Consider the following 26,114-nt stretch of genomic DNA (forward strand, 5'->3'; position numbering starts at 1 on the left):
TTGTTTATAAAAATAATGAAAGAGTGATATTTTTGAAAGATGCTAAAATAACTGCTTTGAAAAAATTTAAACAAGAAATCACTTTACTCTTAAATGAAGGATTATTAGCAGAAGCTAAGGTTAAATTAGATGCAATAAGTATAAGAAATGAATCGTATTATTCACTATCTGCAAACTATTATTATCAACTTAGTGAGTATCAACTAGGAATAACTTTACTAGAGGAAGAGGCATTAAAAGAATTTCCTTTTTCATTTGAAATTGTTTATAATTTGGCAATCTTAAAAAGTGCAATTGGGGAGTATATTGATAGCTTATGGATATTTGCACGATGTGTGAAGTTGGCGAATTCTGACGAAGATCGTGAAATGGCGACGCAAAATTTAAAACAAGTAATAGATAAAGTAAAAGAAGATTCTACTCTAATTCCTGATCAACTCCAGGCAGCTTTAGATTATACTAAATTGATTCTTTTAGAAGAAAACGAAAGCAACTATCCAATTAATCGTTTTAATGAAAGTCTTGTGAAAAAAATAGTAAAAGATTCTGCTGGCAATGAATACTTTACAGAAATGTATAAGTCGCTGAATGTGTTGAATATTGATAAAACTTCACGTTTCTTTTTTAAAACTGAACTGTTACAAGGAAAAGCTACTGATGCCTTTTCTTTTGCTATTAATAATGTAACAACTTTACCAATAGCATTATTTGAACAATATGATGAAATAATAGTAGAAGGCCCAAAAATTAATTATAGTTTCCCAAGAAATGTATTAAGGTCAAACCAATTTAATTATTTTACATTTACTGATGTAGGTGAATATAAAGTAACGTCGAGTAAACCCTTTTTTGTTGGAAAACCAGTTGATTTGAAACCTACTATAAAACAAGCTCAAGCTGTTATTACTATTTTTGTAGATGGTCTAGCTAATAGTGTAATAGAAGAAAAGTTACATAAATTAATGCCTCGTACGTATAACTTTTTTTCAAATGGCTATATAAATAATAATTGCTATACTACGGGAGATTGGACACTGCCAAGTGTTGCCAGCATGTACACTGGTAAGACTACCTTAAACCATGGACTTTACCATCCTTCAAATCATTTAGAGTTAAACAAATATAATCATATGTTCACAAGGGATTTTCAAAAAAATGGATATTTAACTGCCCAAGTTAATAATGATTGGCGGGTTACACCTACCTATGGTTACTTAGAGGGGATGGATCGAATTTTATATCAAAACTATGCAGGAGGCTTTACGGCTGGAGAAGTAGTTGGAGAGGCAATCGAGCATTTAGAGACTTTCAAAAATAATAATCATTTTTTATGGATAAGCTTAATGGATTTACATGATGTCGCTGATGAAATAAATAATGATTTAATGAGTCAAGTCAACGTTTCAGCTAAATATAGACAAAATAAAAATCTTGGTGCTACATCTGTATTATCCTCTTATGACCCAAATAAAATAAAAAAGTACGAATCAGAATTAAAGCGTGTAGATTTGCATCTATCCTCACTATATAGTTATCTTGAATCAAGTTTTGGCAAAGAAAATATTATTGTTGCTTTAGTAGCTGATCATGGACAAACTTATTTAAAAGAAGACGACTTTCTCTTACATGAACCAAGACGTAAGGTCCCATTTATGTTGGCAGGTGGAAAAATTGAAAGGAAAATTAGTAATGAATTATGTTCGATTATTGATATTTTTCCTACAATTGCTAACCTTGCTGACCTAAAGTTAGATAGTAATGAAGGTGTTGTATTAAAAGATTTTGGTGGTAATGGACGAGATACAGCAATAACGGAGACAATACACCCTAATCAACCTTATTTAGTTGCTATTACAGATGCTGAACATATTTTTAGATTTAAGACAAAATCTAACGTTACTGACAATGGATTAGTTGATTTAGAGCATTATGAAGCGCAATTATTAGACTTAAAAACATTTGAAGATGTATCAGTACAATTTATTGAAAAATTAGAGAAATATATAGATACAACTATTCAAAGAGCAATAAAATTACAGCCGTAAAAATAATACAGTGAGATATAATTAAATAGAATAGAAAGGATGGCCTCTTGTTCAAGAAAAATTATTTGATCAAGAGGCCATTCTTTTGAAGTATACAAACAAATCAAAGTACTTCTAGAGAAAGAGTGAAACATTCCTAAAAACTTCCGATATTAAATATAAGAATAATAAATGTTTGGGAGGTTACATATTATGCGTATTGCAGCTCAAGGACAATCTACAGATGTGGGAACTGCAACGTCATCAACATCTTCTAAGAAAGCTAGTTTAGAAGAAACTACGATGATTACTAGTAAATCTCAGTTAATAACGCAATCACAAGGAGAAAAAATACCAGTTGCTGAGGGTCAAGATGTATCTAAAGAAAAGTTGCAAAATGTAGTAGATACTGTGAATGAATTTTTGCAAATCAATCATAATGCTTCTAAATTTGTGTTACATGACGGTTTAGATCGTTATTTTGTACAAGTTGTTGATACCCAAACAGAAGAAGTCGTAAAAGAGATCCCTCCAAAAAAACTTTTAGACGCATATTATGAGATGCAAAAGTTATTAGGGATGATTGTGGACGAAAAAATATAAGAATTTTTAGGAGGAAATATAATGGTAAATAGAATCGGCGGTTTAGCTTCAGGAATGGATATAGATTCAATAGTAAAAAAATTAATGAATGCGGAAAGAGCACCTTTAAACAAGTTATATCAAAAGAAACAAACGTACGAGTGGCAACGTGACGCATATCGAAGTGTTAATACAAAGCTAAAAACATTTGATACTTATATATCAGATAATCTAGTACTAAAAAGTCTTATTTCTAAAACGGCAGCTAGTTCTAATTCTAATTTAGTATCTGCAACTGCAACAGGAAGTGCTTCGGGAACACTGTCAATCGAGGGTGTTTCCCAATTAGCTACAGCAGCTCGTAAAGTTGGTGATCAAGTTAATGCTGTAGGAACTACGAAAATGTCCGATTTAGGAGCAACAGGAACTATAGAATTTAAAGCCATTCAAACCAACGGTCAATTAGCAAGTGAGGCAACAAAGATTGAAATTACTCCTGATATGACAGTCAATCAATTTATTAGTAAAGTGAATTCTAGTAATGCAGGAATTAGTGCTGTATTTGAAAATGGCCGATTCTCCTTTACTGCCAAAAACACTGGTGATGTTAAAGGTGATGATGAAATCAAAGTTGTAGGTGGAGTAGACATTTTCAACAAGTTAGGATTTGCTGATCCTAATAAAGTTCAAAATACAGAAGGAAAAAATGCTATCTTCACTGTGAATGGTATAGCAACAGAAAGAACAACAAATACGTTTACGATTTCGGGTTATAATGTAACGTTAAAAGATACATTCAACGGCCTCCAAACGATTGCAGATAAATATAAAGCTGCTGTGGAAGAATTAAAAAATGCTACTACTAATTTAGCAAATAAACAAGCAAATCTTACTACAAAACAAAATGCTTATGGTGCTAGTGATATTAATAGCTATACAGCTAACCATGAAACTGCTTATAAAAATGCTTTTGGTAATACTTTATCTTTGTCACAACAAGTGCAATATAACAAACTTGGAAATAATGCGTGGAGAAATTTATCAACTGATGAAATAAATTTCATTAAAAACCAATCATCTGCACAAGGTATTAAAGATAATTTAGACGGAAGCTCTTTAAGTGATGAAAGCAAAGCGAAATTAAAGGATTTATCTAATGATGTGTTAGATGTTTTATTTTCAAACAAAGATCAGCTTACAGATTTTAAAGCTCAAGCAGAGTACGAAAAGTATGGTGCAAAATTAAAAGATTTTGATCAAAATGCCATCGATGCATTAAAACGTTTCTCATATGACAGTAATGATTCAATTGATAAAATTCATAAAGATATAGATGATAATCCTGAATTTACAAAAGAAGTAAAAGATGCGTTAAAATCTTTAAGTAAAGATGATTTAACTAATTTAATAGCAACAGATTCAGCAACTTTAAAAACTTATCAAGAAAAAGCTCAAGCTGAGGATTTAAAACAAAAGTATAATCAATTTGGAGATGCGTTAATTAAAGATTTGCAAGATGGATCTAAAAAGGTTGAGGATTTAACAGAAAAACAAAAAGAGGTTTGGAATAGCTTATCCCCAGAAGAAAAAGGTCAATTCTATGATTTGGCGGATCAGAATATTAAACGTTCAGAGTATTTAACTGCCGATGCTGAAGAGAAAGCAGCTCAAACTCGTTTAACAGAAGCAACTAATACCGAAAAGGCAGCAACAGCAGATGCAAATGCGGCAGGTATTTTAAAGGATGATGGTAGTGGTGGTAAAATCGTTGACGAAGATAAAGTAAATGCTGCTCCACAAGCACAAGCAGTCACAATGACTTCCACAACAGATGTTGATGACATCATGGCTAAAATTAAGGAGTTTATCACTACTTATAACGGTTTTATCAAAGATTTAAATGATCAAACAAAAGAAACTAAATATCGTGATTATACGCCATTGACTAGTGAGCAAAGAGAAGACATGTCAGAAAATGAGATTAAGCTTTGGGAAGAAAAAGCGAAGAGTGGGTTATTAAGAGGTGATACTCTTATTCGTGAAGGGCTTTCGGGTATGCGTTCTTTAGTATATCAATCAAATCCTGGTATTGATTCAAAATATAATACCCTTTTCAGTATTGGGATTACAACATCAAAAAACTATAATGATGGCGGTACATTAGAAATTGATGAAACAAAATTACGAAAAGTATTAGAAGAAGATCCTGATGCAGTTGAAAAACTCTTTAAAAATAGTGAAGGTAAAAAAGATGATGTAGTAGATGGAAAAACAGTCGATACACGTGGTTATTTAGAAAAACTACGTGAATCGATGAAAACTTTTGAAATTACTATTGAAAAAAAAGCTGGACGTTCTACGATGACAGACGCTCAATATGCAATCGGAAATAACCTAATGGATACAGAAAGTCGAATTAGTACTTGGAAGAGAAAACTAGAGGATATAGAATCTCGCTATTGGAAGCAATTCACAGCTATGGAGCAAGCAATAAATAAAGCAAATCAACAATCCAGCATGTTCATGCAAGGCTGAGGCTTCTAATTAAGGTAGGAGAATAATATGTATCAAACAGATCAACTATTGCAAGTGTCAGCCAATTTATTTAAGCATTTAGGTGACATTCCAAATGGTGAAGAGCGTGACGAATACATCAACACAATCAATAGCATGTTGGACAAGCGTGAAACGATTATTAAAGGCTTGAAACAAGAAGGTTTTCATTTCGATGAACAAAATCGCATTCATCGTACACTGTTGGAACTAGATAATGGTATTAAAGAACGATTAGCAGCTGTTATGGATGCAGTTAAGCAAGATATGGCAAACCTACAAAAAACGAAAAAAAGTGAACAGCAATATTTCAACCCTTACTCCAATGTTCGTGTGATGGACGGGATGTATTACGATAAAAAAAATTGACATTTTATCTTCATTTAGTGTGGTGGAAGCCGCAAGCTGAATGAAGATAAAGCTCCGGCGGACGTCAAGAATTTTAAAAGGATGAATTATGATCACACAATTCAAAATCCCGACACAATTACGCTTGGGCGTTATTGATCAAATAGCTTTTCTTCGTAAAATGGTTTAAACTAGTAAATAAGTAACCTTTCAAAGGAGTTGTCCTTTATTGGCAGCAAATTTAACAGCACAAAATGCATACAAACAAAATAGTGTAACCACGGCTTCTCCAGGAGAGCTGACGTTAATGCTTTATAATGGATGTTTAAAATTTTTGAATAAGGCGAAACAAGCTATTCAAGAAAAAAATATCCAAGAAAAAAATACAAATCTTATTAAGGCACAGGCAATTATAAGTGAATTAATGGCAACGCTCAATATGGAAATCGAAATTTCGAAACAAATGCTACCTCTTTACGAATATATGAATCATCGTTTAGTAGAGGCAAACATTCAAAATGATGTAGCGATTATTGAAGAAGTAGAAGGATTGGTGACGGAATTCCGCGATACGTGGAAGGAAGTTATTCGCATTACTCGACAACAGCAATTTGGTCAGGGAAACAGCGGACAAATTTAGACAAAATTAGAGACCATCATCAGAAGATGGTCTCTTTTCTATATGACAGGAATAATAACTAGAAATTAACACTAAATAGTCATAAATTAGGCTATTTGACGGTAAAATATGTTACTTATTCCCTCTAGCTGTAAGAAGGGCATCGTGTCATAATCAAAGCAATATAAATGTTTAACATAGTACTGGGGTGGGAATATGATCTTTAAGCGTCAAGAAGGTTTCCGATTTAAATTTGAGGAGCCTGTTCAAATAACTTTTGCTATTTATGAGAACGGAAGGGTCAATCATGGACAAACGGCTATGGCGGACTTGCTGGACATTAGTCCACGTGGGTTAAAGATGTTTACTGAAGTGGATTTAGGCGTGAATCCTCCACCATTGGATATCCATTTTGTGCTTGATACACAAGAGGTGCGGGCTTATGGTGAAGTTATTTGGAGCCGTCCGTTTGGTAGCGGCAAGCAATATGGCATTTATTTCAATGATCAGGCACGAGTAGAAGATTTGATTGTAGAAGAATTAAAGCTGCGACGTAAAAAGGAAGCGGCAGAAGCAAAAAAGCAAAGTAACCATTAATTTTATAAAAATTTTTTGTAAAAAAAAGAATTATTTTAGAGGAATTTCACACACTTGTGTAGAAATAGATAGTATAGCAGTTATAAAGGAGGAGTTTACATGTTAAACTTTAACATTCGTGGTGAAAATATTGAGGTAACTCCAGCTATTCGTGAGTATGTTGAGAATAAAATCGAAAAAGTTGAACGTTATTTTAACGAAGATGTTAACGCCAATGCTAACGTAAATTTAAAGGTTTATAATGACAAGCAAACAAAAGTGGAAGTCACAGTTCCGATGAAGAACTTAACTCTTCGTGCTGAAGAGCGTCATAATGACATGTATGCTGCGGTTGATCTAATCGTTGATAAATTAGAGCGTCAAATCCGTAAGCATAAAACAAAAGTAAACCGTAAATTCCGTGAGCGTGAAGGTGCAGGCCTTTATTTTGCTACTACACAAGCAGCCGCTGATGCTACTACAGAGGAAGAGGAATACTCAATTGTACGTACAAAGCAATTTGATTTAAAACCGATGGATCAAGAAGAGGCTGTTTTACAAATGAATATGTTAGGACATGATTTCTATGTCTTTACAGATGCTGAATCTAATGGCACAAATATTGTGTATAAACGTAAAGACGGTAAATATGGCTTAATCGAAACAACTTAAAACTTCATGATGACAAAGGCTCTCGCGATGGCGAGAGTCTTTTTTGTATGACTTTCTTCTGCAAGTAGGGTGACTGTTTGCATGAAACTGTTACACAATGGTAAAATGGAAGTTGAATCTATATAGGAAGTGAAAAACATTCATGGCAAACCTATTAAATAAATTATTTGATTTCAATAAACGTGAGTTAAAAAAATTAGAAAAAATCGCTGACCAAGTAGAGGGATTTGCTTCTCAAATGGAACAGCTTTCAGATGAACAATTACAAGCAAAAACAGAAGAGTTTAAAAAGCGTTATGCTGATGGAGAGCATTTAGAGTCGATTCGTGCAGAGGCTTTTGCTGTTTGTCGCGAAGCATCTAAACGTGTTTTAGAGATGTATCCTTTCCGTGTTCAAATCATGGGGGCTGCTTCACTGGATGAAGGTAATATTTCAGAGATGAAAACAGGTGAAGGTAAAACATTAACAGCTACTATGGCGGTTTATTTAAACGCGATTACTGGTAAAGGTGTACATGTTGTAACAGTCAATGAATATTTGGCTAGTCGTGATGCTGCTGAGATGGGACAGCTGTATAATTTCTTAGGTCTTACAGTAGGTTTAAATTTAAATAGCCTGTCAAAAGAAGAGAAGCGTGCGGCATATGAAGCGGATATTACTTATAGTACAAACAATGAATTAGGATTTGACTATTTACGTGACAATATGGTGCTTTATAAAGAAGAGCGTGTTCAACGACCGCTTCATTATGCTGTAATCGATGAGGTGGACTCTATTTTAATTGATGAGGCTCGTACGCCATTAATTATTTCGGGTCAAGCTGGGAAATCAGCACAGTTGTACAAACAGTCTAATGCTTTTGTACGCATGTTAAGTGCAGATACAGATTACACATACGAAGAGTCGACAAAAGGTGTTACATTAACAGATGCAGGTGTAGAAAAGGCAGAAAAAGCATTTGGGATCGACAATTTGTTTGATTTAACACATGTACGCTTAAATCATGCCATTAACCAATCGTTAAAGGCACATGTGAGTATGCATAATGATGTTGACTATGTTGTCCAAGAGGGCGAAATTGTAATTGTTGACGGCTTTACGGGCCGTTTAATGAAGGGCCGTCGATATTCTGATGGACTTCACCAAGCAATTGAAGCTAAAGAGGGCGTTGACATTCAAAATGAATCAATGACAATGGCTACCATTACGTTCCAAAACTATTTCCGTATGTACCAAAAGCTTGCGGGTATGACAGGTACAGCGAAAACAGAGGAAGAAGAGTTCCGAAATATTTACAACATGAGCGTTATTGCGATTCCAACGAATAAACCAATAGCTCGTGATGACCGTCCAGATTTAATTTTTGCTTCGATGGAAGGAAAATATAAAGCGGTGGCGGCCGATATTGCTGAGCGTCATAAGGCAGGACAACCTGTGCTTGTTGGTACAGTTGCGATTGAAACATCTGAAATTATTTCGCAGTTACTTGATAAACATAAAATTCCTCATAATGTCTTGAATGCGAAAAACCATGAACGCGAGGCAGAAATTATTGCAAATGCCGGTACTAAGGGCGCAGTAACGATTGCGACAAACATGGCGGGTCGTGGTACAGATATTAAACCAGGTGAAGGTGTACTAGAAATTGGTGGTTTAGCGGTCATCGGGACAGAGCGACATGAATCACGTCGTATCGATAACCAGCTTCGTGGACGTTCTGGTCGTCAAGGGAATCCAGGGGTTACGCAGTTCTATCTATCCCTAGAAGATGATTTAATGCGTCGTTTTGGCTCTGATAATATGAAGTCGATGATGATGCGCTTAGGCATGGATGATTCTCAGCCATTGCAATCAAAGGTTGTGTCGAGAGCTGTAGAATCAGCGCAGAAACGTGTCGAAGGTAATAACTTTGACGCACGTAAACGTTTATTACAATATGACGATGTGCTACGTCAGCAACGTGAGATTATTTATAAAGAGCGTTATGATGTATTGGAAACAGAGAATATGCGTGTACTCGTAGAGTCTATGATTCAAGAGACAATCGATAATGTTGTTGGTCTGTATACTCAGGGTGAGCAGAAAGATTGGAACTTAAAAGCAATTGAAGATTTTGTAGCGGCTAATCTGTTAGAAGAGGGTCAGCTTAAAGTAGCGGATTTCCAAGGCAAGTCTGCTGAAGACATTAATCAGTTGGTTTCGGATGCTGTTCATGCTCGTTATGATGAAAAAGAGGCAGAACTGACACCAGAGCGTATGCGTGAGTTTGAAAAGGTAATTTTATTACGTTCTATTGATACGAAATGGATTGATCATATCGATGCGATGGACCAACTTCGTCAAGGTATCCATCTACGTGCATATGGACAAAATGATCCACTTCGAGAATATCAACAAGAAGGCTTTGCTATGTTTGAGGATATGGTTGCGTCTATTCGTGAGGATGTTGCGAAATATGCAATGAAGGCAGAAATTCGCAGTAATCTTGAGCGTGAAGAGGTGGCGAAGGGCCAAGCGGTTAATCCGAAGGAAGAAGGCGGCTCAGCTCCGAAAAAGCAACCTGTGCGTAAGTCTGAAAATATTGGTCGTAATGATTTATGCCCATGTGGAAGCGGCAAGAAATTTAAAAACTGTCATGGTGCAGGTCAATAATATATTAGTGAAAAAAATCATTTTAACTACATGTTGAAATGGTTTTTTTCTTTTGACATTATACTGTTTTAGGAAGAAATTTAGGAATAAAAGTCAGAATTTATAGACAATTGAAAAATATGGGTATACAATAGCTGTAATATTAGGATTTTAGTTCAGGGAAGCTCCCGTTATTATCCTAAATAAGAAGGTGCTATGAAGACTTAGACCTAGAAAGGGAAGGGGTGCTATGCATGATAATAAAGCAATTTTACGAGTCACAAACATCTGGAATGTACGAATATTGGTATATCCCTTTTTATTTTAATTGAAAAAACATAAAGTGTATAAAGGAGGACTATAGGTGCATAAAAAAGATATTATGAATAGTGAAACGATGATGTATATGCCTGTGTATGATTCCTTTGGAAATTTATGTACGCGGGTAATTGAGAAAAATAATGAATATCTATCGAAATTAGCACCAACGAAGTTAATGGACTATAACCTTCGTTATTTTGGTTCGAGTTTAAGAGGGGCATTTGATGGCTCGAAAATGATTTTAGGAAAGCTTAATAAAAATCCAATTGTAGTGGATGAACGATGTAATATTTTATGGTTTCCAAGTAAGTCTCCTCTACAACCTGAATGTATCTGGTTCGCCGTTCATCATATTGATGAATATATCGCTGTGGATAAAAAGAGAGCAAAAATAACTTTTACGAATGGCAAAGAACTGGTAGTGGATGTCAGTGTTAAAGCGTTAGAATATCGTATTCAGAGAGCCTATTTATTAAAATATAGGTTAGAAAAACGAACAAAGCATTTGCTTGTTCAGTATGACCGTGTAAAGGTTTTTCAGCGTCTCGCTCTTAATATGCTAGAGGACGAGACACAGGATCATTGATTACTCCGAGAAAACAACTGCTAGATAGTATGTTTTCCTTTGTAAAAACGTTATAATGAAAAGATACGGAGCTTTGTGAGTGCAATGTTAGCTCCATTACTAACGTTCGGAGGATTTAACAATGATTGAATTAGCAGATGTACGCAATGTGTTAGACACTACAGCCAAAAAACTGGCGGACTTCAGGGGGTCTCTTTGACTTAGAAAACAAAGAGGCACGCATTCAGGAGCTAGATGAAATGATGCTAGAGCCTGGCTTTTGGGATGATCAGCAAGGGGCACAGGTGACCATCAATGAAGGCAATGGCTTAAAAGCAATCGTCAATGAATATAAAGATTTAGTGGAAACCCATGAAAATTTAGATATGACACTGGAGCTTTTACAGGAAGAGCCAGATGAAGAGTTACAGGAAGAACTAGGCAAAGAGCTAGCAGAATTCCAGCAAAAAATGGGAGATTTTGAGCTGCAATTGCTGTTAAGTGGTCCATATGATCAAAACAATGCCATTTTAGAGCTACACCCTGGTGCTGGTGGAACGGAATCTCAGGACTGGGGTTCTATGCTGTTACGTATGTATACAAGATGGGCGGAGAAACGTGGATTTAAAGTGGAGACTGTGGACTATCTTCCTGGTGATGAAGCAGGGATTAAATCGGTAACATTGTCGATTAAAGGTCACAATGCTTTCGGTTATTTACAGGCTGAAAAAGGCGTGCATCGTCTAGTGCGTATCTCACCATTCGATTCGTCTGGCCGTCGTCATACATCATTTGTTTCTTGTGATGTTATGCCAGAATTCGACGAAAATATTGAAATCGAAATTCGCACAGAGGATTTAAAAATTGATACGTATCGTGCTACAGGTGCGGGTGGTCAGCATATTAATACGACAGATTCAGCAGTTCGTATTACACATATTCCGACTGGTACTGTTGTACAGTGTCAAGCAGAGCGTTCACAGATTAAAAACCGTGAAAAAGCGATGACGATGCTAAAAGGGAAATTATATCAATTAGAGTTAGATAAGCAGCAAGCGCAACTAGATGAAATACGTGGTGAGCAAAAGGAAATCGGCTGGGGCTCACAAATTCGTTCGTATGTATTTCACCCATACTCTATGGTGAAGGATCACCGTACGAATGAAGAAACAGGTAATGTTGGTGCAGTGATGGACGGCGATTTAGATCCGTTTATTAATGCCTATTTACGCTCGAAAATTGGCTAATACACAAATCCCCCAAGAGGTGTTCTTGGGGGATTTTCTAGTTAAAAGGGAGGGTGATATGGCGCATCTTGGCTAAGCTGCTTGCGCTCGTTCATGTAATATTTATAGAGCATTGATGCATTCAAAAACTGTTTACTAATCGAGGCATATTGAATAGGTAGTTCAATTGTTTTACCATTTTTTAATGTGACAACACACCCAGTCTGACTTGGTGTAATATTGATAATCGCGTGAAGTCCAATCCATATATTATGAATGGAGTTCGGGGAATAAGTTGGTAGAAAAATACAGGGATAGCCGTAGTCAAAGGCCACGACGATTGGTAGCTTATGTTGATTGCCAAAGAAACGTTTAGCCGATAGTTTGGCAGCTTCATAGGTTGAACCTAATGAGATACAAGATTTTCGAAGCACATGCATCGGTTTACGCGTGACGATCAGCTCATTGTGCTTATCGATAACATGAGTGAAAACCTTGGAGTTGTGCTGAATAGGTTGAAGCAAGTAAGTGTTGAATGAAATTAAGTAGCTATTGACAAAATTGCTAGTCATATAGAGAGAGCCTCCTTTTTCTGTTGATAACGGTAGTGTAGAACAAAATGAGAGTTTCAAAAAATAGACAAAGTAGCTGAAAACCCTTCAGAAAAGAATGAAATGCTTAGAGAATTCACTGCAAATGTCACGAGATTAATAGCTAATCCAAGTTATTTTCAATTCGTAAGCATTGCAATTTAATTTCAATTTTCATATAATTTAGAAAAGGATCGAGGTGAGATCGTTGGATAAATATTATTCGTACACAGATTTTCTAAAAGCCGTGGGTCAGTCGAAAAAAGTTGATGAGGCAGAGAAATTATTAAACGAGATTTATTTAGATTTATTTTTAAATCGTATCCAGCGTATGCATCGTCAAGAGCAGCTCATGGTTCTGATAGACAGAGTACTCGATGAAAAAGATGAAAACGCATTTTACCAATACGCAGCTGAACTACATTCCTTGCAGCAAACAGAGGATGAATCATACTAACGAACCCGCTCTCCATGTCTATTGGAGAGCGGGATTTTTTTGATTGAAGGAGGGCTGCTCGTTCAAAAAGTGAGAGTCTTCGCTTATAAAAGAGGGAGGGTTGCTCAGGAGTAAATCCGCTCTCAAAGCAAGAGCCCTAGCTCATAAAAGAATGCAACCCACGCCAAAAATCTGTTACCCCGCTCACAAAAGCAGAAGCCCTCTACCGAAAATATTATGACTTCTACTCAAGAATCGAAATCTATTGAATAGATTAAGCTTGAAAACGTGTTGAAGCGGCTATTATGAGAGTAATAAGTATTCTTCGCTTCACGGTTATTCATTTAAATTTTAGGGATAAAAAATTTTTTACAAACATTCGTTCGTTAAATGTTCGAAATTTTAATATTGCTATGCTAAAATATATGTACAAATTGGAAGGAAAGGACGGGGACATGTGTGCAAACATTTGATTTACAAGCGCCATATCAGCCTAACGGGGATCAGCCACAGGCAATTGCGGAATTAGTGGAGGGTGTGAAAGCGGGCAAGCGTCATCAAACATTACTTGGTGCTACGGGAACAGGTAAAACGTTTACCATTTCTAATGTCATCCAGCAAATTAAAAAACCAACACTCATTATGGCACATAATAAAACACTAGCTGGCCAGTTATATAGTGAGTTTAAAGAGTTCTTCCCGAATAACGCTGTTGAATATTTTGTCAGCTACTATGATTACTACCAACCAGAAGCCTATGTACCGCAGACAGATACCTATATAGAAAAAGATTCCAGCATTAACGATGAAATTGATAAGCTGCGTCACTCTGCTACTTCTGCATTATTTGAGCGTGATGATGTCATCATTATTGCATCTGTGTCCTGTATTTATGGTTTAGGTTCTCCTGAAGAATATCGAGAAATGGTTGTATCAATTCGCACAGGTATGGAAATTGAACGTAATCAGCTACTGCGCAAACTTGTAGATGTTCAATACGAGCGTAATGATGTCAGTTTTACTCGGGGAACATTTCGGGTACGTGGAGATGTAGTGGAAATTTTCCCAGCCTCACGTGACGAGCATTGTATTCGGGTGGAGTTTTTCGGTGATGAAATCGATCGTATTCGAGAGGTGGATGCCTTAACTGGAGAAATTTTATCGGATCGAGAGCATGTTGCTATATTCCCGGCATCCCACTTCGTTACACGAGAAGAGAAAATGCGAAAAGCGATTGAAAACATTGAAAAAGAATTAGAGGAACGTCTTGCGTTGCTACGTGCAGAGGATAAATTACTAGAGGCACAGCGCCTAGAGCAACGGACACGTTATGATTTAGAAATGATGCGTGAAATGGGCTTTTGCTCAGGGATTGAAAACTATTCACGCCATTTAACATTGCGTGGAGCAGGTGCCACTCCATATACATTGCTAGATTACTTTCCAGATGACTTTTTGCTTGTAGTAGATGAAAGTCACGTAACACTTCCTCAGGTTCGTGGTATGTACAATGGTGACCAAGCTCGTAAAGGTGTACTCGTAGAACATGGTTTCCGTTTGCCATCAGCACTTGATAACCGTCCACTACGTTTTGAAGAATACGAAAACCGAGTGCATCAGGCCATTTATGTATCAGCCACACCAGGCCCTTATGAGCTGGAGCATACGCCGGAAATGGTTGAGCAAATTATTCGACCTACTGGATTATTGGATCCGTTAATTGAAGTGCGACCTATTGAAGGGCAAATCGATAATTTAATTGATGAAATTCGAGATCGAATTGCCCAAAATGAACGGGTTTTAGTGACAACATTAACGAAGAAAATGTCAGAAGATTTAACGGCTTACTTGAAAGAAATGGGCTTAAAGGTCGAGTACCTACATTCCGAAATTAAAACGCTAGAACGTATTGAGATTATTCGTGAGCTACGTAAAGGAACGTACGATGTACTCATCGGTATTAATCTCTTGCGTGAAGGGCTCGATATTCCTGAGGTGTCACTTGTAGCGATTCTTGATGCTGATAAAGAAGGATTTTTACGTTCAGAACGTTCATTAATTCAAACGATTGGTCGTGCTGCACGTAATGCAAATGGTCATGTCATTATGTATGCGGACCATGTAACAGATTCGATGAAAAAGGCAATTGATGAAACACAACGTCGTCGTGCATTGCAAATGGCTTACAACGAGGAGCATGGCATAACGCCTCAAACCATTATCAAGAAAATCCCAGATGTAATTCGTGCGACACAAGTGGCAGAAGAAGAAGAATCCTATGTGACAAAGGCTACGAAAGGCAAAAAGCTGACAAAGGCGGAAAGAGAACAGCTTTTGGCTTCCTTAGAGGTCGAAATGAAGGAAGCAGCAAAAGCGCTTGATTTTGAACGTGCGGCTGAGTTGCGAGATACAATATTTGAATTGAAGGTAGAAGGGTGAATGACTTGTGAAAAATACTGAAATTGTCGTGCAAGGTGCACGTGCTCATAATTTAAAAAATATCAATGTCACAATTCCACGTGACCAATTAGTCGTATTAACAGGTTTATCAGGCTCAGGAAAATCTTCTCTAGCATTTGACACAATTTATGCGGAGGGCCAACGTCGTTATGTTGAGTCCCTTTCTGCCTATGCCCGTCAATTTTTAGGACAAATGGATAAGCCAGATGTCGATGCAATAGAAGGATTATCGCCTGCTATTTCCATTGACCAAAAAACAACGAGTCGTAATCCACGTTCTACGGTTGGTACGGTAACGGAAATCTATGATTACTTACGATTACTTTATGCACGCATTGGTAAACCGATCTGTCCAAATCATGGCATAGAAATCACTTCCCAAACGATTGAGCAGATGGTAGACCGTTTATTATCATATCCAGAAAGAACAAAAATGCAGCTTCTTGCGCCGATGGTTTCTGGACGCAAGGGAACCCATGTTAAACTGCTAGAGGATTTAAAAAAGCAAGGGTTTGTTCGTGTGCGAATTGATGGGGAATTACGGGATTTAGATGATGCGATTGATCTTGATAAAAATAAAAAGCACTCGATTGAAGTAGTAGTGGACCGTGTTGTTATGAAGGAAGGTATTGCCTCACGTTTGAGTGACTCCTTAGAAACAGCTTTACGTTTGGCTGATGGTCGTGTACTTGTTGATGTGATGGAGTATGAAGAATTATTATTTAGTGAACATCATGCTTGCCCGATATGTGGTTTTTCTATAGGCGAGCTAGAGCCTCGTATGTTTTCATTTAATAGCCCGTTTGGTGCTTGCACAAGCTGCGATGGCTTAGGCTCAACACAGGAAGTGGATTTAGATTTAGTCGTTCCAGATTGGGATCGTTCCTTGTTAGAGCATGCTATTGCTCCATGGGAACCGACTAGTTCACAGTACTATCCACAATTATTAAAAGCGGTGTGTGATCACTATGATATCCCAATGGACGTGCCTGTGAAGGATTTACCAAAGGAAAAGATGGATAAGGTTTTATATGGCTCAGGAAAAGACAAAATTCACTTCCATTATGAAAATGAGTTTGGCAATGTGCGAGACCAAATGATTGAATTTGAAGGTGTTGTGCGCAATGTGGAACGCCGTTTTAAAGAAACAACATCCGATTATGTTCGTGAGCAAATGGAAAAATATATGGCACAGCAGCCATGTCCGTCCTGTAAAGGTTATCGTTTAAAGCCTGAGACGTTAGCTGTGAAAGTAGCAGATAAGCATATTGGTGAAGTCACACAATATTCGATTCAGGAAGCGGACACATTTTTCAAAGAGTTGGATTTAAGTGAAAAGGATATGCAAATTGCTCGACTGGTTTTACGAGAAATTGAAGAACGATTGGGCTTCCTTGTCAACGTAGGTTTAGATTATTTGACATTGAGTCGTGCAGCAGGGACATTATCAGGCGGAGAGGCGCAACGTATTCGGCTCGCTACACAAATCGGCTCACGTTTAACAGGAGTTCTCTATATTTTAGATGAGCCTTCGATTGGTTTGCATCAACGTGATAATGATCGTTTAATTAACACGCTGCAAAATATGCGTGATATCGGCAATACGTTAATTGTGGTAGAGCATGATGAAGATACGATGTTGGCAGCCGATTATCTTATTGATGTGGGACCTGGAGCAGGTGTTCATGGCGGTCAAATTGTGGCAGCAGGCACACCACAGGAAGTTATGAAGAATGAAAACTCTCTAACAGGGCAATATTTAAGTGGTAAAAAATTCATTCCATTACCAGTGGAAAGACGTCAACCAAATGGTCGTAAGCTGTCTATTAAAGGCGCTAAGGAAAATAATTTACGTAACGTCAAAGTGGATGTGCCACTGGGTTTATTTGTAGCAGTGACAGGTGTGTCAGGCTCTGGGAAATCGACACTGATAAATGAAATTTTATATAAATCATTGGCACAGAAGCTGAATCGTTCAAAGGTTAAGCCTGGAGAACATAAAGAAGTGACGGGCCTAGATGAGCTTGAAAAAGTAATCGATATTGACCAATCACCAATTGGTCGTACGCCTCGTTCAAACCCAGCAACGTATACAGGTGTCTTTGATGATATTCGTGATGTTTTTGCGGCAACAAATGAAGCAAAGGTACGAGGCTATAAAAAAGGTCGCTTTAGCTTTAATGTGAAAGGTGGACGCTGTGAAGCATGTCGAGGAGATGGCATTATTAAAATCGAAATGCACTTCCTTCCAGATGTTTATGTTCCATGTGAGGTATGTCATGGCAAACGTTATAATCGTGAAACACTTGAAGTGAAGTATAAAGATAAGAGTATTGCAGATATTCTTGATATGACGATTGAAAATGCAGTAGTGTTCTTCGAAAATATTCCTAAAATCCAGCGTAAACTACAAACAATTGTCGATGTGGGCTTGGGCTATATGAAATTGGGACAACCAGCTACCACTTTATCGGGTGGTGAGGCACAGCGCGTAAAGCTAGCCTCTGAGTTACACCGACGATCTACAGGGAAATCCTTCTATATTTTGGATGAGCCAACGACAGGTTTACATGCCGATGATATTGCTCGATTGCTCGTCGTGTTGCAGCGGCTTGTTGAAAATGGGGACTCTGTATTAGTCATTGAGCATAATTTAGACGTTATTAAAACCGCTGATTATATCATCGACTTAGGGCCAGAAGGTGGAGATAAAGGTGGCACTATCGTTGCGACAGGTACACCAGAAGAGGTAGTAAAAGTCGCTGGCTCTTACACAGGGAAATACTTAAAACCTATCCTGGAACGTGATCGTCTGCGAATGGATGCATTGCTAGTAGAAGCGTCTCAATCTTAACAGACCCAATTTATTCAATTTTGCAGTGAAACTTTTCATATGATGAATCGTATAAATAGTATAACGAACTGAGGGAGGCTATTTATTTATGCAAAATGAACGTCAACGAATTTTAGAACTTGTAGAAAAAGGAACGATTTCGGCACAAGAGGCGATTACATTACTAGAAGCATTAGAGCAACCTGGCAAGTCTACTCAAAATGTTATGGATGATGTGTCAAAAGAGGCGCAATCCTTTTCAACTGAAAAAGAAGAGTCACTATTTGAAGAAAAATCAAAAGATGGTGACAAGAAAAAAGATGATTTTATGAAATATTTCCAAGATGAAATGCAAGATTTTCGTAAGGATTTAACGCAAATCGGTTCTCTTTTTATGGATATGATGAATACCGCTGTTAAAAAGGTAAAGGAATTTGATGTAGCATCTCCATTTGGAGATAAAATTGAATTTACACATACAGAAGAAGTGGCAGCTGCTAACGTAGACAATGTTATTGTTGAATTGCCAAATGGTAATTTCTCATTGGAAGCAAGTGAAGGAGATACGATTCAGGTAGTTTGTAAGGTGAAAGCACCGCTGATGAATGAGAGCGAGGAAGAAACACGCAATCACTTTTTAGAGCAATTTGTTGTAAAAGAGGATGAGCGTTCACTTCGCATTTTAAGCCAATTAAAGCTTGTTCAAGTCAATGTAAAGGTGCAAGTACCTAAGGATAAACTTGAAAAATTATCTGTTCGTCTCATGAATGGTAGTGCGTCACTACAGGATATAGAATTTGAAGAATTAAAAGTTAAAACATTGAACGGAGCTATTAAAGGCACTAAGTTTAATTTTGGAAAAGCGGAAGTGGACTCTTCTAATGGTTCCATTGAATTAACGAATGTTCGTGGTAAGGATTTAGAGGCTGAAACGTTGAATGGACGTGTTTATTTAGATGGTGCTTTGGATGAGGTAGAGGCGAAGTCTGTCAATGGACATGTAGTGGTAACAACTTGTTCCACAAATTCATCTAAAATAAAAGCTCAAACAGTTGCTGGAGCGGTGGAAATATATGTCCCACGTACCATTTCATTAAGTGGTAAAGTTGTGACGAATTTCGGGAAAGTGGATGTAGGCATTCAGGATGTTTCTAAAATGGAGTCACAGGACCAATTCCTATCCAAAGTAGTACGCTTTGATAAAGAAGTTGAAAGTGCAAATCGCTTATTTATCGAAGGCGAATCGAAAACTGGCGCCGTTTTAGTGCGCTACACAACAACGGACGAACAACAAATGTAACATGGGAAGCATTCAGGCGAAAGCTTGAATGCTTCTTGCTATTTCAAACAGTATTCGACTTGGTTTATCGTCGATTGCTGTTTTTATTTTTGTCATTTTTTTAATGATAATGGCAATGAAAGAACGAAATAGAAGGAACTGGCACGTATTGAAATGAAACTGTAATAAAAAAACAGAAATAGAGTGCTATAATAGTAAAAGAAATACCTCTTACATAGATGAGAGTTTTAGGTGGTTTAATCATGATAGAAATGAAAAATGTGACAAAGAAGTACCCAAACGGTGTAGTTGCGACAAATGGTATTTCCGTTAATATAAAGCAAGGCGAATTTGTGTATGTAGTTGGTCCAAGTGGAGCAGGTAAATCTACATTTATTAAATTGATGTATCGTGAAGAAAAGGCAACATCAGGGCAAATTATAGTCAATGGTATTGATTTAGCAACATTAAAAAATAAGAAGGTCCCTTTTTTGCGCCGTCAACTTGGCGTAGTTTTCCAGGATTTCAAATTACTACCTCGTTTGAATGTTTATGAGAATGTAGCATTTGCACTTGAAGTAATTGAGGAAAATCCAGATGAAATCCGACGTCGTGTGATGGAAGTATTAGAACTGGTGGGATTAAAGCATAAAGCAAGAATGTTCCCGAATGAGCTTTCAGGTGGGGAACAGCAACGAGTGTCGATTGCACGCTCAATCGTCAATGTTCCTAAAGTGGTGATTGCAGATGAACCAACAGGGAACCTCGATCCTGAAACATCGTGGGAAATCATGAATCTATTTGAGGAAATTAATGCTCGAGGGACAACCATTGTGATGGCGACCCATAACCGTGAAATTGTCAATACGATTCGTCGTCGTGTTATCGCAATTGAAGGCGGTTTAATTGTCCGTGATGAACACGGAGGTGAATACGGCTATGAAATTTAATACAGTAAAGCGCCACTTCCGAGAAAGTGTGAAATCACTTGGCCGAAATAGCTGGATGACCATTGCGTCTGTCAGTGCCGTAACAGTTACGCTTATACTAGTAGGCGTTTTTGCGCTTATTATGATGAATTTAAATAAAGTAGCGACTGATTTAGAAAACGATGTTGAGATTAAAGTTTTAATTGATGAGACAGCAGATGAAGCTGCAGAAAAAGCACTCGTCGAAAAAGTCAAAAAATTGCCTGGTGTGTCAGAGATGACCTATTCCACTAAGGAAGATGAGTTAACTAAGTTAGTAAAAGATTTTGGTGATGATTTTAAGCTATTTGAACAAAGCAACCCTTTACGTAATGTAATCTATGTAAAAGCTGCTGATCCCCAGCAAACAGCTAAAATTGCAAAAGCGATAGATAAATATGAGTATACGTATGACGTTATGTACGGCGAAGGAAAAGTTGAAAAACTATTTAACTTCTTAAATATTAGTCGTAATGTAGGCATCGTACTTATTTTAGGGTTATTATTCACGGCGATTTTCTTAATTTCGAATACAATTCGTATTACTATTATTGCTCGTAGAGATGAAATTGAAATTATGAAACTTGTAGGGGCTACGAATTCATTCGTACGTATCCCATTCCTATTGGAAGGTATGTGGCTCGGAATTTTAGGTTCGATTATTCCGATTGCGGTTGTCACAACCCTTTACCACAATGTATATAAAATTATTGCACCACGTTTACAAGGTGAGCTAATTCAATTACTTGATTTTTCTCCACTTGTGTATCAGGTGAGCGGTCTCCTGTTACTCATTGGCGTGCTTATCGGTGTTTGGGGAAGCTTTATGTCAGTGCGTAAGTTTTTAAAAATTTAGTCACAACGGATATTTGTGAAGAAGAAAAAGAATAGTCGAAGGGGAGTTCAATCGGTGAAAAGTAAGGCGAAAAAAACATTGAAAACACTTGCAGTAGCATCTGCTCTATTTCTTTTTATCCAAACTCCATCAGCATATGCAACAAGTTTATCGGATTTAAAAGAAGAAAAGAAACAAATTGAAACAAAGAAATATGATTTAAATTCATCCATTAGTAATAAGTCAAATGCCATCACGGCTAATCAAGAAAAGCAACAAAAAATCTTAGATCAAATTCAAGCATTGAACGCTGAAATCGACAAAACCAATAGTAATATTAAAAATGTTCAAGCAGATATTCATACAACAAATGAAGAAATAAAAAAATTAGAAGCTTCCATTAAAGAACTTCTGCATAAAATTGAAGAGCGAGATTTATTATTACAAGAACGTGCACGTGCGATTCAAGCTGGTGGTTCGGTAAGCTATTTAGATGTTTTGCTTGGATCTAATAGCTTTGTAGACTTCATTGATCGCTTCTCTGCAGTTAATGCACTATTAGAAGCGGATCGTCAAATTATTCAAGATCAAAAAGATGATAAACAACAGTTAGAAGAGCAAAAGCAAAGTGTAGAAGAAAAACGTCAAAAATTGGAAGGCAAGAAAGCTGAGCTTGAACGATTAAAGGCATCTTTAGATAGCCAAAAAGCTGAGAAAAATAAACTAGTTGACCAATTAGAAAAAGAGCAAGAAAAGCTCAAATCTGAAAAAGTATTACTTGAAAAAGAGTACTCAGAAGCATTAGAAGTAAGCCAAGAATTACAAGATCAAATCATTGCTGAGCAAAAACGTTTAGCTGAAATTGCTCGTCAACAAGAAGCAAAACGTAAAGCAGCGGCTGCTGCTGCAGCGGCTGCAGCAGCCAACAATGGTGGTGGTTCATCAGGTGGTACTGTGAACGCGCCTCAATCAAATGGTACTTGGATTAAACCAACGAACGGCCGCCTAACATCACCTTATGGTTGGCGTAATATTGGAGCTGGCCCTGAATTCCATTACGGCGTGGACCTTGCAAATGCAACAGGAACACCGATTTGGGCAGCGGCGGATGGTGTAGTTTCTTATGCAGCACCACTTAGTTCTTATGGTAATGTTGTCATTTTGACGCACTCTGTTGATGGACAAATTTATACAACAGTTTATGCCCATTTAAGTGCATTTAATGTTAGTGTAGGACAAGAAGTAACACAAGGTCAGCAAATTGCAGCAATGGGTAGTACAGGTCGCTCTACTGGCCCTCACTTACACTTTGAAGTGCATATTGGTCCTTGGCGAGGACAAGCTGTGGGCAGTGTAAACCCACTAAAATATATCCCATTGTAAAATAGAACAGCTATACATTAGAGAATTCTAGTGTATAGCTTTTTTTATTTCATCTATATCTTTAGAAGATAAGAACTCCCTACTCTATGAGTAACGGCTATTATACGATTCTATTTAATGTTATGATGAATATATACATAGTGGGGTATTTTTAACAGATGTTAATTTCTGAAGATTTTCTGAACACAGTGTGAAATATTCTTATTTTAAAAGGGTTCTATGCTATGCTGTATCTAACTTTCGGAGGAGGATTTGTTGGAGTGATTAATACAGAGTGGTACTCGATTCGAGCACTAACTTTACCAGCTACTGCAGTGGCTTTACTCATTACATTTTTTATAGTGTGGCTCATATTACGCGTGCAATTTTCAAAAAAATGGTCTGAAGTATATGCTGATGCGATTTTTACATTTCTCATTGTTTGGAAACTAAGCCTACTTGTGACTGATTTCAAAGCTGTTGTGAATAATCCAATGTCATTACTTTATTTCAATGGCGGTACAATAGGTGTTTATCTCGGCGTCATCGTAGTGTCCTTACAAATATGGAGAAAGCGGCACAATCTTCAGTTTGAAAAACAAGATATTATCCCTTGTAGCTGGGCTATTATTTTAACGCAATCTATTTACCAAATGATTGTCGTGCTACTCAATGACAACACTACATCGAGTGAAATCATTACATTAGTTGTGCTAAGTGTATTAACCATCATCATATTATGGAAACTAGCAGCGATGAAACAAGCTTTATTATTGTATACAGTTGGCTATTTGATCGTGGCTCTCTTCCAAACCCTTGGTATATGGCAAACAACTGTGGGTGTGAGTGTAGTACTACTTTGTTTGGGATTAGCCATTCAATATGAACGAATCAATGTGGGAGGTAAAGAATGAAAAAAAATATTGGGCTATTGATCGTTGTGCTATTAGTGATTGCGATGATTGGTACATATGTGAGACAACAAATTAACGAAGAACGTGCTATTGAAAAGTCTGCTCTTGGTAAGGATATGGAGGAGCTAGAAACGGGCTTGAAAAAAGGGGATATACCGCCTGATTTCACCTTAACAAGCTTAGACGGAGAAGATATCACATTAAGTGATTTGCGTGGAAAAAAGGTTGTACTAAATTTCTGGGCGACATGGTGCCCACCTTGTAAGGCGGAAATGCCGCATATGCAAAGCTTCTACGATGAGTATGCTAAAGAGAAAAACGTTGAAATTATAGCTGTCAATTTAACAAGTGCAGAACGGGATGTGACTGCCGATGCCAAAGTAGACACAGTGATGACATTTAGAGATAGCTTTGAGCTAACATTCCCCATTTTATTGGACCCAGACAATGACGCTGGCTTAGATTATCAAATCATCACCATTCCAACCACTTATTTTATTGATTCCAACGGCTATATCCAACGCGCCATCAGAGGACCAATGGATGTAGATATGTTAAATGATTATGTAGATGCACTAGATTAATTCATAAAAAATCTGTTCGTTTTCTATAGTAGAAACGAGCAGATTTTTTATTTTTATAGAAATTAAGGTGAACAATTGTGGGGCAGGAGGGAATACTCGCGAAGGCAGAGGAAATACTCGCGGAGCCAGAGGAAATACTCGCGGAACAAAGGAAAATACTCTCGAAGCAACAACCAACACCCATGAGAAAAGTGAAATATTCTCTCTTCATAAATTTGAAAGGTAATCTTGTATGTTTGAAAAAATAGAGTCATACAGTAAAAGAGACGGAGGAGGGAAGAATTGCGCAAATTAACGGCTGGTGTCGGAGTCCTGCTTAGTAGTTTGGTGGTAGGTAGTGGTATTTACTTTGATTGGTTTTCTAGTGACGATAAAAAGGAGCCTGTTACGGAGGTTGATACAATTGGTGAAGCCATGACACTTATTGAAGAAAAATCAGTCTACAGCACAAAAAAGGATGCATTGGTGGAGGGGGCTCTTCGTGGTATGGCTGATGCCATTAAGGATCCTTATAGTACGTATTACTCCCAGGAAGAGGCCGAGCAACATCGGCAAATGCTGGCTGAGGAAAGGGTAGGTATTGGGATTGAACTAGCAGAAAATAAAGGGAAGTTTATTGTTGTGTCTCCAGTTCGTTCTTCACCTGCTGAGAAAGCTGGTATGCGTTCACTCGATGAAATTGTACAAGTTGATGGAGTGCGTGTAGATGGGAAAACGATGAGTGAATTAATGCATTTAATTCAAGGTGAAAAAGGGTCGAAGGTAACTATTGTTGTCTACCGTCCGAGTGAGGATAAACATATTAAGATGACAATGGAGCGTGCTGCAATCTCTAATAAAACGGTATCGAGTGAGGTTATAAAAGTAGAAGATACAACCATCGGCTATGTGGCTATCTCGTTGTTTGGGGAAAAAACGGCCAATGAATGGGTTGCTGAAACGAGTAAATTGCTTCGTAAAGATGTTGAAGGTATTGTGATTGATGTACGTGATAATCCAGGTGGTTATTTACATAGCGTCGCAGCGCTACTGAGCACGGTATTGGACAATGGCAAGGTATTTGCATATATGCAAAATGCGGAAGGTGCTATGGAACCATTGAAAACGCAAACGAAAGGCTTTGATGAAAAATATGTAGCAACGATGAACAAAATCCCAATCGTTGTCTTACAAAATCAAGGTAGTGCTTCAGCGAGTGAAGTATTGAGTGGTGCTTTAAAAGGCTGGGGACGTGCTTCACTGATTGGTGTCAAGAGTTTTGGGAAAGGGACTGTGCAGGAATCTTGGGAGCTATCAAATGGTGGAGAGCTGAAATTATCAACTAATAAATGGCTGACACCAAAACGCGAATGGATTCATGGGCAAGGCATTGAAGCAAGTTTAGTAATTGAGCAAAATGAATTATTTGCTTTTCAACTACATCCACTAACAGGTAAATTTAAAGTCGGTGATATGAGTGAGGAGATCGCCTATTCACAAACTGCCTTACAGAAACTAGGCTATCAAATAGATCGTTTAGATGGCTATATGGATGAAACGACTGCAGAGGCCGTCAACCTTTATCGCAAACAGAAAAAATTAAAATTAGCAGAAGATGAATTTTATATGGATACAACTTTCTTCAATAGCTTAAATGAGACATTAAAAAATTATAAAGCGGATCGTCAAAATGACCAGCAATTCCAGATGGCCACTAGCTTTTTACTGCACACTATTGAACAATAAACCTATCTGA

21 protein-coding genes are annotated in these 26,114 nt (G+C 37.4%); 20 read left to right on the forward strand and 1 reads right to left on the reverse strand.

Going from position 1 to position 26,114, the window contains the following annotated elements:
• The first annotated feature begins 32 nt into the window (after nucleotides 1-32).
• The 10 genes from MKY46_RS03490 (at nucleotide 33) to prfB (ending at nucleotide 12,139) form a co-directional block, all read left to right on the forward strand.
• On the forward strand, nucleotides 33-2,045 hold the full coding sequence (locus tag MKY46_RS03490) for a sulfatase-like hydrolase/transferase (RefSeq protein WP_036121016.1): 2,013 nt from the start codon (nucleotides 33-35) through the stop codon (nucleotides 2,043-2,045).
• A 192-nt stretch (nucleotides 2,046-2,237) separates the two neighbouring features.
• Nucleotides 2,238-2,627 carry a flagellar protein FlaG gene (gene flaG / locus MKY46_RS03495; protein WP_036121013.1) on the forward strand — a complete coding sequence of 130 codons (390 nt, stop codon included), beginning with the start codon at nucleotides 2,238-2,240 and terminating at the stop codon, nucleotides 2,625-2,627.
• Nucleotides 2,628-2,648: 21 nt separating this feature from the next.
• A complete protein-coding gene (fliD, locus tag MKY46_RS03500) occupies nucleotides 2,649-5,141 on the forward strand; it encodes a flagellar filament capping protein FliD (RefSeq protein WP_036121011.1) in 2,493 nt (830 codons plus the stop codon).
• A gap of 27 nt (nucleotides 5,142-5,168) precedes the next feature.
• On the forward strand, nucleotides 5,169-5,528 hold the full coding sequence (locus tag MKY46_RS03505; protein ID WP_036121009.1) for a flagellar protein FliT: 360 nt from the start codon (nucleotides 5,169-5,171) through the stop codon (nucleotides 5,526-5,528).
• A gap of 208 nt (nucleotides 5,529-5,736) precedes the next feature.
• Nucleotides 5,737-6,147, forward strand: coding sequence for a flagellar export chaperone FliS (fliS, locus tag MKY46_RS03510; protein WP_036121006.1), 411 nt, complete (start codon nucleotides 5,737-5,739; stop codon nucleotides 6,145-6,147).
• A 195-nt stretch (nucleotides 6,148-6,342) separates the two neighbouring features.
• Nucleotides 6,343-6,723: a PilZ domain-containing protein gene (locus MKY46_RS03515; RefSeq protein ID WP_036121003.1), complete on the forward strand. Its 381-nt coding sequence runs from the start codon at nucleotides 6,343-6,345 to the stop codon at nucleotides 6,721-6,723.
• A gap of 99 nt (nucleotides 6,724-6,822) precedes the next feature.
• Nucleotides 6,823-7,374 (forward strand): ribosome hibernation-promoting factor, HPF/YfiA family, encoded by a 552-nt coding sequence (gene hpf / locus MKY46_RS03520; protein ID WP_036121000.1) that lies wholly within the window; start codon nucleotides 6,823-6,825, stop codon nucleotides 7,372-7,374.
• A 142-nt stretch (nucleotides 7,375-7,516) separates the two neighbouring features.
• Nucleotides 7,517-10,027 (forward strand): preprotein translocase subunit SecA, encoded by a 2,511-nt coding sequence (gene secA, locus MKY46_RS03525; protein WP_036120997.1) that lies wholly within the window; start codon nucleotides 7,517-7,519, stop codon nucleotides 10,025-10,027.
• A gap of 343 nt (nucleotides 10,028-10,370) precedes the next feature.
• Nucleotides 10,371-10,913 carry a competence protein ComK gene (locus MKY46_RS03530; protein ID WP_036120994.1) on the forward strand — a complete coding sequence of 181 codons (543 nt, stop codon included), beginning with the start codon at nucleotides 10,371-10,373 and terminating at the stop codon, nucleotides 10,911-10,913.
• 121 nt (nucleotides 10,914-11,034) lie between these two features.
• A protein-coding gene (prfB, locus tag MKY46_RS03535; protein WP_419185183.1) for a peptide chain release factor 2 occupies nucleotides 11,035-12,139 on the forward strand; the annotation gives its coding sequence in 2 pieces (ribosomal slippage) (nucleotides 11,035-11,109 and nucleotides 11,111-12,139; 1,104 coding nt in all).
• Nucleotides 12,140-12,180: 41 nt separating this feature from the next.
• Here the strand turns inward: prfB and MKY46_RS03540 are convergent.
• Entirely contained in the window at nucleotides 12,181-12,690 is a 510-nt protein-coding gene (locus MKY46_RS03540; RefSeq protein ID WP_036120991.1) for a competence protein ComK, read from the reverse strand.
• A gap of 226 nt (nucleotides 12,691-12,916) precedes the next feature.
• Here MKY46_RS03540 and MKY46_RS03545 point away from each other — a divergent pair, with 226 nt between their 5' ends.
• The 10 genes from MKY46_RS03545 to MKY46_RS03590 all read left to right on the forward strand — a co-directional run bounded on the left by MKY46_RS03545 (nucleotide 12,917) and on the right by MKY46_RS03590 (nucleotide 26,104).
• Nucleotides 12,917-13,165, forward strand: coding sequence for an IDEAL domain-containing protein (locus MKY46_RS03545; RefSeq protein WP_036120988.1), 249 nt, complete (start codon nucleotides 12,917-12,919; stop codon nucleotides 13,163-13,165).
• A 438-nt stretch (nucleotides 13,166-13,603) separates the two neighbouring features.
• On the forward strand, nucleotides 13,604-15,583 hold the full coding sequence (gene uvrB, locus MKY46_RS03550) for an excinuclease ABC subunit UvrB (protein ID WP_340833783.1): 1,980 nt from the start codon (nucleotides 13,604-13,606) through the stop codon (nucleotides 15,581-15,583).
• A gap of 7 nt (nucleotides 15,584-15,590) precedes the next feature.
• Nucleotides 15,591-18,458, forward strand: a complete 2,868-nt coding sequence (uvrA, locus tag MKY46_RS03555) for an excinuclease ABC subunit UvrA (RefSeq protein WP_036120980.1) — start codon at nucleotides 15,591-15,593, stop codon at nucleotides 18,456-18,458.
• A gap of 88 nt (nucleotides 18,459-18,546) precedes the next feature.
• Nucleotides 18,547-19,737, forward strand: coding sequence for a DUF4097 family beta strand repeat-containing protein (locus MKY46_RS03560; protein ID WP_036120976.1), 1,191 nt, complete (start codon nucleotides 18,547-18,549; stop codon nucleotides 19,735-19,737).
• A 242-nt stretch (nucleotides 19,738-19,979) separates the two neighbouring features.
• Nucleotides 19,980-20,666 carry a cell division ATP-binding protein FtsE gene (gene ftsE, locus MKY46_RS03565; protein ID WP_036120973.1) on the forward strand — a complete coding sequence of 229 codons (687 nt, stop codon included), beginning with the start codon at nucleotides 19,980-19,982 and terminating at the stop codon, nucleotides 20,664-20,666.
• Nucleotides 20,656-21,540, forward strand: coding sequence for a permease-like cell division protein FtsX (gene ftsX / locus MKY46_RS03570; RefSeq protein ID WP_036120971.1), 885 nt, complete (start codon nucleotides 20,656-20,658; stop codon nucleotides 21,538-21,540). The genes ftsE and ftsX overlap by 11 nt, the downstream gene beginning before the upstream one ends.
• Before the next feature lie 54 nt (nucleotides 21,541-21,594).
• Nucleotides 21,595-22,902, forward strand: a complete 1,308-nt coding sequence (locus MKY46_RS03575) for a murein hydrolase activator EnvC family protein (protein WP_340833784.1) — start codon at nucleotides 21,595-21,597, stop codon at nucleotides 22,900-22,902.
• A gap of 260 nt (nucleotides 22,903-23,162) precedes the next feature.
• On the forward strand, nucleotides 23,163-23,795 hold the full coding sequence (locus MKY46_RS03580) for a hypothetical protein (RefSeq protein WP_036128484.1): 633 nt from the start codon (nucleotides 23,163-23,165) through the stop codon (nucleotides 23,793-23,795).
• On the forward strand, nucleotides 23,792-24,379 hold the full coding sequence (locus MKY46_RS03585; protein ID WP_036128486.1) for a peroxiredoxin family protein: 588 nt from the start codon (nucleotides 23,792-23,794) through the stop codon (nucleotides 24,377-24,379). The genes MKY46_RS03580 and MKY46_RS03585 overlap by 4 nt, the downstream gene beginning before the upstream one ends.
• Before the next feature lie 282 nt (nucleotides 24,380-24,661).
• Nucleotides 24,662-26,104, forward strand: a complete 1,443-nt coding sequence (locus MKY46_RS03590; RefSeq protein ID WP_036120961.1) for a S41 family peptidase — start codon at nucleotides 24,662-24,664, stop codon at nucleotides 26,102-26,104.
• The last annotated feature ends 10 nt before the right edge of the window (nucleotides 26,105-26,114 follow it).

This window comes from Lysinibacillus sp. FSL M8-0355 (assembly GCF_038008985.1).
Lineage (GTDB): Bacteria > Bacillota > Bacilli > Bacillales_A > Planococcaceae > Lysinibacillus > Lysinibacillus fusiformis_D.

What these genes read in the sequence shown, in the direction of transcription:
- flaG (WP_036121013.1), top strand. Translation starts at nt 2,238, where the DNA reads ATGCGTATTGCAGCTCAAGGACAATCTACAGATGTGGGAACTGCAACG.
- fliD (WP_036121011.1), top strand. Translation starts at nt 2,649, where the DNA reads ATGGTAAATAGAATCGGCGGTTTAGCTTCAGGAATGGATATAGATTCA.
- MKY46_RS03505 (WP_036121009.1), top strand. Translation starts at nt 5,169, where the DNA reads ATGTATCAAACAGATCAACTATTGCAAGTGTCAGCCAATTTATTTAAG.
- MKY46_RS03515 (WP_036121003.1), top strand. Translation starts at nt 6,343, where the DNA reads ATGATCTTTAAGCGTCAAGAAGGTTTCCGATTTAAATTTGAGGAGCCT.
- hpf (WP_036121000.1), top strand. Translation starts at nt 6,823, where the DNA reads ATGTTAAACTTTAACATTCGTGGTGAAAATATTGAGGTAACTCCAGCT.
- secA (WP_036120997.1), top strand. Translation starts at nt 7,517, where the DNA reads ATGGCAAACCTATTAAATAAATTATTTGATTTCAATAAACGTGAGTTA.
- MKY46_RS03540 (WP_036120991.1), bottom strand. Translation starts at nt 12,690, where the DNA reads ATGACTAGCAATTTTGTCAATAGCTACTTAATTTCATTCAACACTTAC.
- MKY46_RS03560 (WP_036120976.1), top strand. Translation starts at nt 18,547, where the DNA reads ATGCAAAATGAACGTCAACGAATTTTAGAACTTGTAGAAAAAGGAACG.
- ftsE (WP_036120973.1), top strand. Translation starts at nt 19,980, where the DNA reads ATGATAGAAATGAAAAATGTGACAAAGAAGTACCCAAACGGTGTAGTT.
- ftsX (WP_036120971.1), top strand. Translation starts at nt 20,656, where the DNA reads ATGAAATTTAATACAGTAAAGCGCCACTTCCGAGAAAGTGTGAAATCA.
- MKY46_RS03585 (WP_036128486.1), top strand. Translation starts at nt 23,792, where the DNA reads ATGAAAAAAAATATTGGGCTATTGATCGTTGTGCTATTAGTGATTGCG.